Origin of the sequence: Enterococcus sp. DIV0175, assembly GCF_050529075.1 — a bacterium.
Lineage (GTDB): Bacteria > Bacillota > Bacilli > Lactobacillales > Enterococcaceae > Enterococcus_B > Enterococcus_B thailandicus.
Window position 1 is genome coordinate 125,903 of the sequence record NZ_CP172880.1, and the last position, 15,080, is coordinate 140,982.

General features: G+C 37.3%; 19 protein-coding genes. 15 read left to right on the forward strand and 4 right to left on the reverse strand.

Annotated features, from left to right (window positions below; all coding sequences use genetic code 11):
- The first annotated feature begins 117 nt into the window (after positions 1 to 117).
- Genes IGJ76_RS00660 through IGJ76_RS00675 form a run of 4 tightly spaced genes read left to right on the forward strand, consistent with a single transcriptional unit; the run spans position 118 to position 3,745 of the window.
- Positions 118 to 1,065 (forward strand): ABC transporter permease, encoded by a 948-nt coding sequence (locus IGJ76_RS00660; RefSeq protein ID WP_075491305.1) that lies wholly within the window; start codon positions 118 to 120, stop codon positions 1,063 to 1,065.
- Positions 1,062 to 2,021 carry an iron chelate uptake ABC transporter family permease subunit gene (locus IGJ76_RS00665; protein ID WP_095803343.1) on the forward strand — a complete coding sequence of 320 codons (960 nt, stop codon included), beginning with the start codon at positions 1,062 to 1,064 and terminating at the stop codon, positions 2,019 to 2,021. The genes IGJ76_RS00660 and IGJ76_RS00665 overlap by 4 nt, the downstream gene beginning before the upstream one ends.
- Entirely contained in the window at positions 2,018 to 2,773 is a 756-nt protein-coding gene (locus IGJ76_RS00670) for an ABC transporter ATP-binding protein (RefSeq protein ID WP_067483471.1), read from the forward strand. The genes IGJ76_RS00665 and IGJ76_RS00670 overlap by 4 nt, the downstream gene beginning before the upstream one ends.
- Before the next feature lie 24 nt (positions 2,774 to 2,797).
- Positions 2,798 to 3,745 carry a siderophore ABC transporter substrate-binding protein gene (locus tag IGJ76_RS00675; RefSeq protein ID WP_075491306.1) on the forward strand — a complete coding sequence of 316 codons (948 nt, stop codon included), beginning with the start codon at positions 2,798 to 2,800 and terminating at the stop codon, positions 3,743 to 3,745.
- 237 nt (positions 3,746 to 3,982) lie between these two features.
- Here the strand turns inward: IGJ76_RS00675 and IGJ76_RS00680 are convergent, their stop codons facing one another.
- The gene (locus IGJ76_RS00680) at positions 3,983 to 4,279 is read right to left on the reverse strand and encodes a hypothetical protein (protein ID WP_067483467.1); all 297 of its coding nucleotides are present in this window, start codon (positions 4,277 to 4,279) and stop codon (positions 3,983 to 3,985) included.
- Between the two features lie 231 nt (positions 4,280 to 4,510).
- Between IGJ76_RS00680 and IGJ76_RS00685 the strand changes: the two genes are divergently transcribed.
- Genes IGJ76_RS00685 through IGJ76_RS00695 form a run of 3 tightly spaced genes read left to right on the forward strand, consistent with a single transcriptional unit; the run spans position 4,511 to position 6,382 of the window.
- Complete coding sequence (locus IGJ76_RS00685; RefSeq protein WP_067483700.1) at positions 4,511 to 5,080, forward strand: GNAT family N-acetyltransferase; 570 nt, start codon at positions 4,511 to 4,513, stop codon at positions 5,078 to 5,080.
- Positions 5,081 to 5,097: 17 nt separating this feature from the next.
- Positions 5,098 to 5,454, forward strand: coding sequence for an iron-sulfur cluster biosynthesis family protein (locus IGJ76_RS00690; RefSeq protein ID WP_071868748.1), 357 nt, complete (start codon positions 5,098 to 5,100; stop codon positions 5,452 to 5,454).
- A 28-nt stretch (positions 5,455 to 5,482) separates the two neighbouring features.
- Positions 5,483 to 6,382, forward strand: coding sequence for a metallophosphoesterase (locus tag IGJ76_RS00695; protein ID WP_071868747.1), 900 nt, complete (start codon positions 5,483 to 5,485; stop codon positions 6,380 to 6,382).
- A gap of 283 nt (positions 6,383 to 6,665) precedes the next feature.
- Here the strand turns inward: IGJ76_RS00695 and IGJ76_RS00700 are convergent, their stop codons facing one another.
- Positions 6,666 to 7,400, reverse strand: coding sequence for an MIP/aquaporin family protein (locus tag IGJ76_RS00700; RefSeq protein ID WP_067483461.1), 735 nt, complete (start codon positions 7,398 to 7,400; stop codon positions 6,666 to 6,668).
- Positions 7,401 to 7,717: 317 nt separating this feature from the next.
- On the opposite strand from IGJ76_RS00700, the gene IGJ76_RS00705 reads away from it, so the two are divergent.
- The 7 genes from IGJ76_RS00705 to IGJ76_RS00735 all read left to right on the forward strand — a co-directional run bounded on the left by IGJ76_RS00705 (position 7,718) and on the right by IGJ76_RS00735 (position 12,610).
- Positions 7,718 to 8,119 (forward strand): CidA/LrgA family protein, encoded by a 402-nt coding sequence (locus IGJ76_RS00705; RefSeq protein WP_067483459.1) that lies wholly within the window; start codon positions 7,718 to 7,720, stop codon positions 8,117 to 8,119.
- Complete coding sequence (locus tag IGJ76_RS00710; RefSeq protein WP_095803346.1) at positions 8,112 to 8,813, forward strand: LrgB family protein; 702 nt, start codon at positions 8,112 to 8,114, stop codon at positions 8,811 to 8,813. The genes IGJ76_RS00705 and IGJ76_RS00710 overlap by 8 nt, the downstream gene beginning before the upstream one ends.
- A gap of 62 nt (positions 8,814 to 8,875) precedes the next feature.
- A complete protein-coding gene (locus IGJ76_RS00715) occupies positions 8,876 to 10,411 on the forward strand; it encodes a helix-turn-helix domain-containing protein (RefSeq protein ID WP_067483455.1) in 1,536 nt (511 codons plus the stop codon).
- A complete protein-coding gene (locus IGJ76_RS00720) occupies positions 10,401 to 10,622 on the forward strand; it encodes a DUF2829 domain-containing protein (protein ID WP_067483453.1) in 222 nt (73 codons plus the stop codon). Before IGJ76_RS00715 ends, IGJ76_RS00720 begins: the two co-directional genes overlap by 11 nt.
- Positions 10,619 to 11,380 (forward strand): 3-oxoacyl-ACP reductase, encoded by a 762-nt coding sequence (locus IGJ76_RS00725; RefSeq protein ID WP_067483451.1) that lies wholly within the window; start codon positions 10,619 to 10,621, stop codon positions 11,378 to 11,380. Before IGJ76_RS00720 ends, IGJ76_RS00725 begins: the two co-directional genes overlap by 4 nt.
- Before the next feature lie 134 nt (positions 11,381 to 11,514).
- Complete coding sequence (locus IGJ76_RS00730; RefSeq protein WP_071868744.1) at positions 11,515 to 12,024, forward strand: QueT transporter family protein; 510 nt, start codon at positions 11,515 to 11,517, stop codon at positions 12,022 to 12,024.
- Between the two features lie 148 nt (positions 12,025 to 12,172).
- Entirely contained in the window at positions 12,173 to 12,610 is a 438-nt protein-coding gene (locus IGJ76_RS00735; RefSeq protein WP_071868743.1) for an SLATT domain-containing protein, read from the forward strand.
- A 115-nt stretch (positions 12,611 to 12,725) separates the two neighbouring features.
- On the opposite strand, the gene IGJ76_RS00740 is transcribed toward IGJ76_RS00735, so the two are convergent.
- Positions 12,726 to 13,277, reverse strand: coding sequence for a biotin transporter BioY (locus IGJ76_RS00740; RefSeq protein ID WP_430596672.1), 552 nt, complete (start codon positions 13,275 to 13,277; stop codon positions 12,726 to 12,728).
- A 142-nt stretch (positions 13,278 to 13,419) separates the two neighbouring features.
- The gene (gene rpsD, locus IGJ76_RS00745; RefSeq protein WP_067483447.1) at positions 13,420 to 14,031 is read right to left on the reverse strand and encodes a 30S ribosomal protein S4; all 612 of its coding nucleotides are present in this window, start codon (positions 14,029 to 14,031) and stop codon (positions 13,420 to 13,422) included.
- Between the two features lie 391 nt (positions 14,032 to 14,422).
- On the opposite strand from rpsD, the gene IGJ76_RS00750 reads away from it, so the two are divergent.
- Entirely contained in the window at positions 14,423 to 15,061 is a 639-nt protein-coding gene (locus IGJ76_RS00750) for a DNA alkylation repair protein (RefSeq protein ID WP_071868741.1), read from the forward strand.
- Positions 15,062 to 15,080 lie beyond the last annotated feature (19 nt).

A 15,080-nucleotide genomic window follows, 5' to 3' on the forward strand; every position in this document is an offset into this window, starting at 1 on the left:
GCGATTATAACACAAATTACTTGAAATAAGATAAATGGTAAAAAAGCGGTTGCTTTTGCTCAACTTCTCACTTAGAATAAGAATGAAAATCATTCTCAATTAGAAAAGAGGGATTTTATGCGTTATCGCTGGTTGATTGCCAGCTTAGTGGGACTCAGTTTTCTTTCACTATTGATAGGAGTGTCATCGGTCCAATTAACAGAATTTTTTCAGGCAGATACACAAAGTGCGCAATTATTTCTTATTAGTCGTTTGCCTCGTACCATTTGTATTGTGCTAGTGGGAGCTACAAGTAGTATTTGTGGGTTGATTATGCAGCACTTGACTCAGAATAAATTTGTTTCACCAACGACTGCTGGAACAATGGACAGTGCACGCTTAGGAATTTTGATTGTAATGCTTTTTCTACCGAATGCGTCGATTGTCACACGTTCAGCAACGGCTTTTGCATTTGCTTTTTTAGGGACAGGATTGTTTCTTTATTTTGCAAGAATGATTCCACAAAAAAATCAGTTGATGCTGCCATTGATTGGTGTGATGTGGGGCAATATTATTGGTTCCATCGCAACTTTTTTTGCTTACCAATATCAGTTGGTGCAAAATATGTCTTCGTGGTTACAAGGAAATTTTTCTACCATTCTGCGTGGCAATTATGAACTGCTTTATCTAACGATTCCTTTGTTAGGAATTATTTATTATTTTGCGTATCAATTTACGATCGTTGGATTGGGTGAGTCATTTGCGGTGAATCTTGGTATGAATTATCACAAAATGCAGTTGTTAGGTGTCGGATTAGTTTCTTTAGCTAGTGCAGTCGTGTTAATTATGGTTGGAACAATGCCGTTTTTAGGCGTTATTGTTCCCAATTTAGTGGCGAGAATGTATGGGGATCAAGTCCATCAAACTTTAGGAATAACTGCATTATTTGGAAGTATTTTTTTATTAATTTGCGATATTTTGGCTCGCGTTCTAATTTATCCTTATGAAATTCCAGTGAGTGTCATTGTTGGAATAATTGGCGGAATTATTTTCCTCTTTTTATTAGTGAAGGGGGAGAAACGATGAAAAACAATCTACGCTGGCGTTTATTGTTATTAGTTGGTGTGGTGTGCTTGGTTACGATAAGTTATTTAATCATCAACACTTATGGAAACTGGTCGTTTGCTTGGGCATTAAGAAGTAAAAAAATTGGTGCTTTTTTCTTGGTTTCACTAGCAGTGAGTGGAGCAACAATTAGCTTTCAAACAATCAGTCAAAATCAATTTTTGACCCCGTCCGTTTTGGGACTAGATTCGTTGTATGTACTTGTTCAAACAATTTTATTTTTCTTGTTAGGTGGCGTGACGATGCTACAGCAAACAGGTCTTGTCTTTTTTTTGCTGACAATTAGTCTAATGGTTGGCTTGAGTTTGAGTTTATTCTATTTTTTATTAAAAAAAATGCAAGCTAGCTTATTTTTATTATTGATGACTGGGATGGTCTTAGGAACGTTGTTTGGCAGCATGAGTACGTTTTTACAAGTCATAATGGATCCTAATGAATATGATTTGTTACAAGGTCGGCTGTTCGCAAGTTTTGGGAATATTCAGAGTCAATATCTCTTGCCAGCCACTTGTTTGATTGTTGCTGGCTGGTGTCTGCTGTTTTATTTGCATCGTTTTCTAGATGTTATTCACTTGGGAAGAGAAAAAGCGATGAACTTAGGTGTAGATGTTGCACGATTACAATTTCTTGTGCTGTTTGTGGTTAGCTTACTGACGGGAACAGCGACAGCGTTAGTAGGTCCTATGACCTTTTTAGGGTTTATCGTAGCAAATGTTAGTTACCGGTTATTTGCAACATATCAACACAAAGTTTTATTTGTCGGTAGTTTTTTAGTGGCAATGCTGTTACTGACAGGTGGGCAGTTGCTTGTTGAACAACTTTTTGGTTGGAACACAACAATTAGTGTAGTGATTGAATTTCTGGGGGGGAGTTACTTTTTACTAAAATTAATTCGTGAAAGGAAGCAAGCAGGATGATTGATTTAGCTGGTGTGAATAAAGCTTATCAAGGAAAGTCAGTGGTAGATAATATCAACTTGACGATTCAAGAACAACAATTAACGGCTTTTATTGGACCAAATGGCGCGGGAAAATCAACTTTGCTTTCCTTGGTTAGCCGTTTAGTTCCTAAAGATACAGGTGAAATTTATTTAGATCATAATGAAGTGCGGACGTGGAAGTCAAATGAATTAGCGAAAAAATTAGCCATTTTACGTCAATCAAATGAATTGAATTTACAAATTACAGTTAGAGAATTGGTTGAATTTGGTCGGTTTCCTTATACAAAAGGACGCTTGACACAAGAAGACCATCAACTTGTGGAAGAAGCGCTCAAACATTTGGGGTTAACTAAGCTAACAGATCAATTCGTTCATACCTTATCTGGCGGACAACTTCAGCGTGCATATATTGCGATGGTCTTAGCTCAAGATACCGATTATATCTTGCTGGATGAACCGTTGAATAACTTAGATATGAATTTTGCAGTTCAAATCATGCAAATTTTAAAAAAATTGGTGACCGAGCTTGGCAAAACAGTCGTAATTGTCCTACATGATATTAATTTTGCGGCTAGTTATGCAGATGAAATTGTGGCAATGAAAGAAGGACAATTGTTTACGCAAGGAAAAACCAATGAGATTATCCAAAAAGCTGTACTCGATGAATTATATGAAATGGACATTCGAATTTGCGAAATTGAAGGTCGTAGATTCTGTCTTTATTTCTAAAAATAAATGTTAGGAGAACAAGGAATGAAAAAATGGATGTTTAGTTTCGTGGTTGTTGCATCATTGTTAACAGCTTGTGGAACAGGGAATAAATCAGAAGAAACAACAGCAACAAAAACTGCTAGTAGCGAAGAAACAACGCTGACAGTCAAAGACAGCAATGGTGAGGTAAATGTAACCAAGAATCCTCAGAAAGTTGTCGTTTTTGACAATGGGTCACTAGATACACTTGACGCATTAGGCGTAGGCGACCATGTTGTTGGTGCTGCAACACAAAATTTACCTGCTTATTTATCAAGTTACAAAGAAGTTGAATCTGCTGGTGGAATCAAAGAACCAGATTTAGAAAAAATCAATCAAATGAAGCCAGACCTGATTATTATTTCTGGTCGTCAAAGTGATTTTCAAGAAGAACTAAGTAAAATCGCGCCGACTTTATTTTTATCAGTTGATACGGAAAAACCATGGGAATCAATTCAACAAAATGTCTTAACGCTAGGTGAAATTTTTGATAAAGAATCTGAAGCGAAGAAACAAATCAAAGAACTATCTACTGAAATCAAAAAGACAGCAGACAAAGCAAGTGACCTTGATAAAAAAGCATTAGTTGTTTTAGTTAACGAAGGCCAACTATCTGCTTATGGTTCTGGTTCACGTTTCGGATTTGTACATGATGTTTTTGGCTTCCCGCAAGCAGATAATGAAATTGAACCTTCAACACACGGTCAAAGTGTTTCATTTGAATATGTGTTAGAAAAAAATCCAGACTTATTATTTGTAATTGATCGTACCAAAGCAATTGGTGGAGATGACAGCCAAAATAATTTGGCAGAAAATGAATTGATTGCACAAACGAATGCAGGTAAAAATGGAAAAATCATTTCACTACAACCAGATGTATGGTATTTGAGCGGTGGCGGATTAGAGTCAATGAAATTGATGTTAGAGGATGTAAATCAAGCATTTGAATAAAGATGAAAGAAAAAAACAAGGCAAAACGATTATTCGTTTTGCCTTGGTTTTTTGCTATTTTCATACTCAGTCCGTAAAATCAGTTGGTAACAGGCATTCGCTATCAATCTCGTAAGGACTGATTCGCGGCGGTTCATCGATTAAAAAAGTTGCGAGCCAGTGTAAGAACATCGTTCATCGCCTCCTTTAGGGTAAATCTATCATAGGTGATTCACCTTAAAGGAAGCTTAACTTACCTTACGCATAGTATTCTGCAAGTGGTTGGTATTGAACGATATTCATTTTACGATAAAAGTCGGCGGGTAAATGACTCCAGCGTTTTAATAATTGATAAAAATAACTTGCTTCAGCTTTGATTTTATATTCACTTAACGTCAAACCAAAGGACTTTTGTTGTTTCTTTGCCTGTGTTTCGTAAAATTGAAGAGCCGTTTCTTTGTCCTCATTGACAAAAAGAGTTTTGACTTCAATATATGATCCTTCAATGTTCTGAGTTTCTTCAATAAAATAAATATTTTTGATTTGCTCGCTCATAATGGTTCCTCCAAATACTTGATTTGCTTTGATAAGAAAACTATAACTAAGAGATATTAACAAACTGTGAACAAATCATTATTCTTTTTCAACTAGTTATTAAAACTTTCTTGTTTTGCTTTTCCATCTTGTTCTTTTAAGGAAGGTCTAAGGATAGTTAGGTAAATACTTGCTTCTTACAGCAAATTTCGCTACAGTAATTAGAAAACTAGAGATTGGTGCGTGTTGCAAATGGAATTAAAAGTAAACCGAAACTTGATTTTTGCTGAACATCAACAAATAGAAACAGCACGACTATGGTTGCGTCCCGTTTCAATTATGGATGCAAAAGACATGTTTGAATACGCGAATGATGAAGAGACGACTCGTTTTGTTTTTGTTCGCCATCAAACACTAGAAGAGACAAGAATTTCCATCGCCAATTATTTTATGAATGAACCGCTGGGAAAGTACGCCATCGAAGTCAAAGAAACGGGTAAGATGGTTGGCACCATTGATTTGAGAATCGAAGACGTTGCGGCAGTTGCTGAGTTAGGCTACGTACTGAACAAAAACTATTGGGGAAATGGATATATTGCAGAAGCAGCGGAAGCTTTACTTGATTTGGGCTTTACCAAGTTAGATCTCGTACGCATTTTTGCTTATCATGATGTTGAAAATCCAAACTCTGGTCGCGTAATGGAAAAACTTGGGATGAAACAAGAAGGAATGATTCCTGATGCGCGACGTTGGAAAGAAAAAGTAATTTCGGTTATATTAAGAGGCATTACGAAAAGCGAATGGGCAGCAGCTCATCAATGAATGAGAGGGGAACAAGCATGGAATTAATAGTGACGAAGGAAGCACAAAGCTGGTTAGAAAAACATCGGGAAAAAGATGAACAAATTTTGCTGGATTTAGAAAATGGTGACGGGCCGTTTTCTGATAGTCGGATTACTTGTCAATTAGATACAGCTTTTCGTTTGATTTTTCTCAAGAAAGAGTCAACGGCTGATCTTAGTTTGTATTCGATTTTGGCAGACACGCCCCTAGGGACAATTCGTATCAAGAAAAGTGCCGAGATGTATTTAGATGATCCAACAACTTTAGCTTTAGAACCAACTTATCAAAGTTTACAATTGAAAGGGCCAAGTGGTTTATTAAAAGGGAACTTACCAGTCGTTCGAAAAGCTTGAAAAATTTCAAATAAGAAGGTAACAAAAAATGGGGAAATTGGCAGTAATTAGTGATTTACACGTAGATATTAATAAATTTGGCGAGTCGCAAATGAATGATTTGTGGCAAGTGTTACAAAAAAAGGAAATCACTCGCCTGCATTTAGCCGGTGACATTGCCAATAAGGTCAATCAGGCTTTGGCAGTTGTTGATTTTTTTGCAATGAAAGGATTGCCGACGACGTTTAACTTTGGGAATCATGAACTAGCAGACGTGACGGGTGAACCAATGATGAATCATTTCCCAGATAACCATTTTTTGAATGAACGTTACCTTGCATTAAATGATCACACAGTTCTACTTGGAATGAATGGCTGGTATGATTATCAGTTTTCTGAGCTAACGGATGAGGAACAAATTTTGCGGATGAAGCGATTGTACTGGTATGACCGAATGATCGAGCGAGAAGGAACCGATTTGGAAGTCAATGAGCAAGTGCTTGTAGCAACCAAGCAACTCCTTGAAACACTTACGCAAAAAAAATTAGATGTCATATTGGCTACGCATTTTGTGCCAAAAAAAGAATTTATTGTCTATCAATCTGCGCCTTATGAACGTTGGAATAAATTAAATGCTTTTTTGGGTTCTGCTTCAATGGGGCAACTTTTGGATCAATATACCAATGTAAAACAAGTTGTTTTTGGGCATACCCATCGTCGATTTGAAGACCAGGTCATTCAAGGAACGAAATATAGTTGTCGACCATTTGGTTATTATTATGAATGGCAACTGACAAGGCAATTTGTGTTACAAGAAAAGCTGGTAGAAAAATATAATCCAATGAAATTGCGTGGTGTTTTACGTGATCATTATCCAGCTTTTTTGGCCTATCAAAAAAAGCATTTGCAAGAAGAGTTTGAGCGAGCACTAACAATCATTGATTATTAATTGGATAACTAAAAAGGATGGGACAAGTAGTTGCTTTGTTCCATCCTTTTTAGTTATAAATATAAACAAAACTGCTACCTTCATTGAAATGTGTCAATTGTTCGCATGCTTTTTTGCAATGCTAGCTTGTTTCTAGCGCAATGATTCTGTTAAGGGTGAATGTACGCCAAGAAAGTGAAGCTAATTTGGAAAGGTGGGACTGTTTATATTGAAAAATCAACGCATTTGATTCAAAAAAAACTCACAATGAAAAATTTCATCGTGAGTTTTTTTATAGATAAGATTAAGCCATAAATAATGCTTTGTATAAGAATACTGCAACGATCCCAGCGCAGATAGGTGCAACGACTGGTACCCAAGCATAGCTCCATTGTGATGAGCCTTTGTGTTTCAATGGTAAAATTGCATGTAGCAAACGAGGACCAAGGTCACGAGCTGGATTTAATCCAGGACCAGTAGGACCACCTAGTGAAGCTACAAGTGTCCAAACAAGGAAACCAAGTGCTAAGTGAGCAGTTCCAAGATTATCTTGGAAGAAAGGTGCTTTGGTAATTCCTAAAGCGCCAAAGAATAAAACAAATGAACCAAAGAATTCGTTAACGAAACCGTTGAATTTAGAACCAACACTATTGATAGTTGAGAAAGTTCCTAACACGTGGTTTACGTCTTCTGTTTGATCGTAGTAAGGTTTGTAACAAGCAACAACGACTAACTGTCCAATAATTGCTCCAAGGAATTGTGCGCCAATATAAGGTGCAACTTCTGCCCAAGGGAATAATCCGTTCATTGCTAGAGAAATAGTAAACGCAGGATTGATGTGGTTTCCACTGATTCCACCAAATACCATTGCAGGAATCATAACCCCACAGCCGTAACCGACAGCGATCAACATCCAGTCACTACCATAACCTTTTGTACCTTTTAAATCTACATTTGCTACAGCGCCATTACCTAAAATAATCAATAAAGCTGTACCCAACATTTCCGCCGCAAGACGAGTCATTAATGAGTAATCCATATATACCTCCAAAAATTTATAAAAGTGCAAAAAAAAAGAAACATCAACACAAAAGCAGGTGCGGTGTCTCGTGCTAGTCATTCTTCGAGGTCGTAATAAGTGCAATCAATCAAAAGAAAAAATGATTTCGACCAACTTGAACAAGCTAACCCTTTTTTTAGAAAAAAAGTCCCCTACAACTCACCAACTTCACTTTTAAATATACCAAAGAAAACTTATTTATTTTTTCAAAAGATGCTTCTTAGAAACAACACGTTTTGAAACTTTCAGAAAAAGATTGTTAGTAAAATGAAAATCAGACGTAAGGAGTGTATTACATGAAATTTTTTCAAGAGTTTTTCATTATTCTTTTTTTCTCTGTCTTAGGCGAGGGAATACGAGTGTTTGCCCATCTACCAATTCCGGGAAGTATTTTAGGTATTATCTTTTTGTTTTTAGCATTTGAAATGAAATTAGTAGACCCTGAAAAAATTGGGGCAACTGGTGATTTTTTATTGAATAATCTGACCATTTTATTTGTACCTGCCGGCGTGGGATTATTGGAATATTATGATGATATTGCGACCATCTGGCCTATCTTATTGGGTGCAGTAGTTGTTTGTGCGATTGTTACGATGGTTGCTGCTGGGAAAACAGCAGAAGGTGTCGAAGCAGCAATCAACTATTTACAAGAGCGGAAAATTCAAAAAAATGAAGTGGAGGATAACCAAGTTGAGTGAGTTTCTTAAAAACCCATTGTTTGGTCTTAGCCTAACTTTAGGTGTGTATGTATTATCAGATAAATTTTTGCGGAAATACAAATTGCCGATTATCAATCCTTTAGTGCTATCAATAGTTGTTATTATTTTCTTTTTACATTTTACAGGAATTAGTTATGCAGACTATAATGTCGGCGGGAATTTTTTAACGATGTTAATTACTCCTGCAACAGTTGCATTAGCGATTCCTTTATACAAGAATCTACATTTACTCAAAGAAAATTTCTTTCCGGTCATTTCAGCGATTTTGGCTGGAATTTTGGCGAATTGTTTAGTTAGTGTTGGAATTGGCTCTCTTTTTTTGTTGAAGAAGGAAATGGTCATCTCTTTATTACCAAAATCTGTGACAACAGCAATCTCCGTTGATCTTTCTCATACAATGGGTGGCGTTAACGCAGTTACTTTAGCAATTGTTGTATCAACGGGTATTTTTGGTTCATTGATTGCAACACACATCTTTCGTTTGTTTAAAATCAAAAGTCCAGTTGCACGAGGTGTCGCTTTAGGTAGTACCTCACATGCCATTGGGACTGCAAAAGCGATTGAGATTGGTGAAGTGGAAGGGATTATTTCTGGGCTTGCTATTTGTGTTAACGGGATGCTCACAGTTTTCTTACTACCGTTGATTTTCCAACCCTTTGCTAGTTGGTTTTAATGCGGGAAATGGCGTTTTGTGCTACAATAACCAAAAAGTTCTAGCACAAAGGAGCATAGCAAATGTATTTGTCATCAGATTATCTCAAGACGTTTGATAAAGACTTATATTATCAGATTCTCCTGCTGGAAAGCTTCGAGGATCATGAGTGGCACACTGCGGCTCAGCTTGCACAAAGTGTACAGCTTGACGCGCGGAGTGTCACAAAATATTTAAGTGAATTAACAAAAAGTTATCAGCGCTTCAGCGGAAAAACACAAGCGCTCTTTCGTAAAAATCGGCGATCAGGTTACAACTTTTCAACGACGTTGGATCCGATAGAACATGAACGATTTTTAATCTATCTCGTGCAAAGTACGCTGAAGTTTCAGTTATTGCACGACATTTTTTTTGAAGAGTTTCGGACGATGTACCAGTTTGCTCAAAAAAATTATATCAGTGAGTCAACAGCGCACCGAAAAATCAATGAATGGAAACAAGAGCTACATTCATATGGAATCACGTTACAACGGAGAAGTTATGTCGCAAAAGGGGAAGAAGAAATCATCCGCTTATATTTACATATGACTTTTTGGCAATTGTTTCGCGGAAAAATCTGGCCATTTGAGACAATTTCACAAACAGATGTCAAAAAAATCGCAGATCAAATTATTGATTTTTTCCACGTTCAACTTAATGAAATCAAAAAAAGAAGACTCGAATACATGCTAGGTGCATTCTTTTTACGGAAATCACAAAAACATTTTGTTATTTTAAATCGTAAGAAGCGCGAGCTTATTTCTAACAATTTGTTATTTAAACGTTTTTGTCAAGCAATGGCACCAGTGTTCCCAAATTATTTTCAAGTTGAGGATGAATTAGGTGCATTGTTTTTAGTGTTGATGACTAGGGAAGAGTACTACTGTAATCCTCAAATCAGAGAAATGATCTACTCGTTTCATCATTCAGCAGAAACCCCGCCATTTAAAGCTTTGCGGGAAGCGGAGCGTGCCTTGCTACTTTATCAAAAAGAGCAGCATCTACCTGAGGAACCTTTGTCATTGGAAGCAGAGAATTATTTATTTAGTAGCCATATCTTTACTTTTTTATTTCCAGATGCAAAGGCGACGATTGATGGCAACAGTAGCGATTTTCATAATCATCTGATTGTGAGAAATCCTAAATTAAACCAATGGCTGCTCTCTTTTTTTGAAGACGCAAGAGAAACGGAAGCTAGTTTAGCGTTTCAAAATCAGGGGTTTTTGATGGCTCGTTATCTAACGGTCATGAAAACGTTAGGTGCGTTTATGACACAATTACCAGAAATTACTGTTTTGTTAATGACTGATTTCCCCGTTTTTGAAGAAGAATTGTTGATGGCAAGTCTTCATAATTTTTTCCGTAATGATTATCGACTGGTTTTTCTACCGGCGAATTATCGTGGGCGAGAAGCTGATTTACTGATTTCGACGAGCAAGGTGCATAAAAAACCTTGGGCAGACCTAGATTATTTTATTGTTGCTCAAGAGTTACAGTTGACAGATTATATTCAGTTGACTCAAAAATTACAGACAATTCAAAAAGAAAAAAGTGAGAAGGGGTACAACAATGACATTTGAAGAAATTTTACCAAAAGTGAAACAAGGTGCGAAAATGATTCGCAAGGGCTGGAGCGGCTTTGAGCTGTATGTCGTTTTAGTCACAGATGATGAATTTGATGGTTGTCCAGTAACGCCTTATTTTCTAATCAAGACAAGTGATGAAGGATTCTCAAGTTTTGCACCGACTGTGTGTGATATTTTAGCAGATGATTGGGAAATAGTTGAATGAGCAACCAGTATCCGGACTTAGCAAGAAAAGTCGTTTTTGTCACCGGTGCGGCTTCAGGGATTGGTGAAGCACAAGCGCACGCTTTTTTAGCGCAGGACGCTTTTGTGTTTGGGTTTGATCGACAAGCAGGGAAAATGGCAACAGTAGCGCAACATTTCCCTGATCAGTTTGCTTTTTTTGTAGGTGATATAAGAGATCAAGCTTCAGTAGAACAAGCAGTTAAACAATGTCATGAGCATTTTGGCACTGTGACTATTTTGTTAAATACTGCCGGCATTCTGGACGACTATAAACCACTACTTGAAACAAGTGAAGAATTGTGGGAAAACATCTATGAAACAAATGTAAAAAGCATGTTTCGCGTGACGAAGGTATTGTTACCTGAAATGCTCGCCCAGCAAGCTGGTGTGATTATCAACATGGCTTCCATTGCCGGCTTAGTAGCTGGCGGCGGTGGAATTGCTTATACGAGTGCCAAACATGCAATCGTTGGCTTTACGAAACAGCTTGCTTTAGATTATGCTGCAAAAGGGATTCGGATAAAGGCGATTGCGCCAGGTGCAATCGAAACACCGATGAACGCAGCTGATTTCGCAGGAACAGGAGAAATGGCTCAGTGGGTAGCAGATGAAACACCAGTTAAACGTTGGGCGAAACCAGAAGAAGTGGCAGAACTGACTTTGTTCTTGGCGACGCCCCAAGCGAGTTATATCCAAGGAGCAGTTGTGCCAATCGATGGTGGCTGGTTGCTAAAATAATCTTGAGTTTTTTCTTGATTCCTGTATGATAAATGTAGCGGAATTTCCGCACTACGGCACTTCAGTTGGAAGAAGATTCCCATCCTTTGGCCGTAGTTATTACCAAGATGTTGATCTTGCAAAGGAGAACAATTATGGAACAGAAAAATAGCCAGACTGCTAGTCGCTGGACGACGACAGAAGTGGCAACAATGGCGTTAGTTACTGGACTTTATGTGGCAGTGACCGTCTTTTTAGCTGTCATTAGTTTTGGTGCAATCCAAATTCGTTTATCAGAAATGTTTAATTATTTATCGTTGTACAATAAGAAATATATTATTTCAGTAACTATTGGTGTTGCCTTGGCCAATCTGGCTTCGCCATTGGGACTCGTCGATGTCGTCGTTGGAAGTGTCAGTACATTGATTGTTTTGCTAATTAATTATCAAGTAACCAAACGTGTCAAGAATATGAAAATAAAAATGGTTATTACTGCATTGATTTTTGCTTTTTCAATGTTTACGGTGGCAGGTCAGTTGACTTTTTTCTATCAAGCTCCCTTTTTCTTTAACTGGGCAATCATTGCTTTAGGAGAGTTGGTGTCAATGGCAGTCGGCGGTGTGATTATCTATTGGGTGAGTAAAAAAATTGATTTAACAAAATAAATGATTCGTCTATTGTGAGTTTGATGGGAACTTGCAGTGGGGACGATTACGTGAAGAGCTTAAGGGAGTGTCTTAAGCTCTTTTTTTATTTTGGAGTTAAAGTTATACTAAATAGAACGACAGGATAAAAATGAAAGAAGTTTTGTGTATGGAAAAAAATCAGGCGAAAGATAATTTCAATGAATACATAGAGAAAAGAATCAAACAACCAATTATTCATCTACGCAAAAAAAGAAAACGATTGAAGAAAGTCATCTTTGTTAGCAATGCATCGAAATTGATTTTGTCTTCCTGTATACCCGTTCTAGCATCAATGGTGCCTGAGCACATGTATCTATTAACGGTCATCTCAATTATCAGTGCAATCGTGGCTGTACTTCAGGGATTGCAAACGTGGAAAAATTTTGAGGAGCAGACGTTAGCTATCTCTAAGTTTATCAACGAGTTGGAAAAAGAATATTTTCTCTTTTATGTAAAGTGGGAAGAGGGAACAAGTACGAAAGCTGAGGTTGAAAAATTTGTCGAAAGCGTTGAAAACTTATACGACGAACAAATTAATGAAATGCTTGATTCTAGTTCAAATTAAACACAGAAAAAGAGTGGAACGAAACGCTAAGCCGTTTTGTTCCACTCTTTTTTCTGCTGAAAGTTGCTCTGCTTTGAACTTTTTTGAGTCAACGATATGAAGCAAAACCTCTATTTTATGACTGTGGCTGTTCAAATGAAAAATAGTTTGGTAAACGATGACGAATGACTGTTCCTAGGTAACCGGCAGCAACTGCTTTGATGATTCCTGGTAAAATAAATGGAATGAATCCGCTAACTATGGCTGTATTCCATGATAAATCGCCACTAGCTTTTAGCCAAATGACACCAAAAATGAGTGTGACAAATGAACCAATCACGTTAGCAAAGATTACCCAAGTATAACTAGAAACATTTTTTTCAACGAGGTAGCCAGTAAGCCATGCTTGAAAAATGAAACCAATCAGATAGCCACCAGTGGGTCCAAAAACAATACTCAATCCACCTGATAGTCCTGCGAAAACAGGTAGTCCAATAGTTCCTAATAATAAATAAATCAAGACAGAAAGTGTCCCACTACGTCGCCCCAATAAAGTAGCCGTTAGTCCAATCGCGAAAGTTTGCCCAGTCAATGGAACAATACCTAATGGAATCGTAAATTGAGATAAGATAGCAATAATAGCTGAAAATTCTGCAGCGCTAATAAGTGGCTTCAATGACGTTTTCATAATTTCCTCTTTTCGTTAACTTTGTTTTTTACGTTGGTTAACGATAGTTTAGAAGAAAAAATTTAATTTGTAAAGTGTTTTTTGCAAAAAAAAACCAAAGCCAACCATCCGAAGATAGTTGCTTTGGTTTTGAAGCCATGAATTATAGGCTTTGGTTGTAGTATTCAACGACAAGAGCTTCGTCGATTTCTGGATATAGTTCGTCACGTTCTGGTAAACGAGTTAATGAACCTTCCAATTTTTCAGCGTCAAAGCTTACAAATGCTGGACGTCCAACAGTAGCTTCTACAGCTTCTTTAACAGTTACGATGTTTTGTGATTTTTCACGAACACCGATTACTTGACCGATTTCTACGTGGTATGAAGGAATATCAACACGTTTGCCATCAACAGTAATGTGGCCATGGTTAACTAATTGACGTGCTTGACGACGAGTAGTTGCAAGACCTAGACGATAAACAACATTGTCTAAACGTTGTTCTAGTAAGATCATGAAGTTAACACCGTGTTTACCTTCTTTGATTTTGCTAGCTTTAACGAACAAGTTACGGAATTGACGTTCGTTCATTCCGTACATGTGACGAAGTTTTTGTTTTTCAGTTAATTGCATACCGTATTCAGATTGTTTGCCACGGCTGTTAGGTCCATGTTGACCTGGTGCGTAAGGGCGACGTGCTAATTCTTTACCTGTGCCTGATAATGAAATACCTAAGCGACGAGAAATTTTCCATGATGGTCCAGTATAACGAGACATTGAGATTTCCTCCAATAAATTAAATTTAGTTTTTGGAGTAAAATAATCCGTTAAAAAATTCATATTCGTTTAGTTTGTTCTTCAATCTTCACCTTTGCAGCCGCGGTTACACAATTGAACCCGAATCGGGGCAACAAACTAGGGACGAGCTATTATTTTCCTGCTGCATTATTTTACACAAAATACAGTATAGTTGATTTAAATGGCAAGTGTCAAGTAGATAAACACGTAAAAACGCTTTACAAACGATCAGATGCTCTATAAAATGAGAAGGTGTCTGTCAAATCAATTTAGCTGACAGTAAAGAAAATTTTTAAAATAAGCATAAATCATGAAATGGTAAGGGAACGGTAAAGGAAAATCGCTTATTATTTTGAGCGGAGGAGCTAACTTGGAAGAACTTATTTTTCCTAGGAATGAAGAACAAGCTGTGCCCATGGCAAAGTATATGAAAAATCATTTTCCGTTTGCGGGCGTGCCAAAGCCGGAACGTGCGCGTTTACAAAAAAAGTTTTTGGTACAAAGCAAACAACTAGAAGTGACAGAAGTTTTGTCACTTGCAAAAAAATATTATCAAAAAGCAGAAAGAGAATATCAATATGTAGCAATTGAGTTGATTCAACTCAATGTAAGGCGTCTGGCATTCTCTGACTTGGTAATGCTGTTATCACTCGTGCAAGAAAAAGAGTGGTGGGACAGTATTGATTCTTGGCGTAAAGTATACACGACGTGGTGTAAAGCTCACCCAGATCAGCTAGAGCAAGTATTTAACTTGTTCATTCAACAAGAAGATTTTTGGCTGCGAAGGATCGCAATTACTTTACAGCTGGGATTAAAAGAAAAGGTAAACCAGTCGCTATTGAAAAAAGCAATCCTGCAAGATCGAGAAACAACAGAATTTTTTATTCAAAAAGGGATTGGCTGGGCATTACGCGATTATAGCAAAACGAATCCTGGTTGGGTAAAAGATTTATTAGAACAAGAAGCATTAAGTAAGTTAGCAGAAAGAGAAGCCAGTAAATACTTATAAGAAAGCGAGACGATCAGAC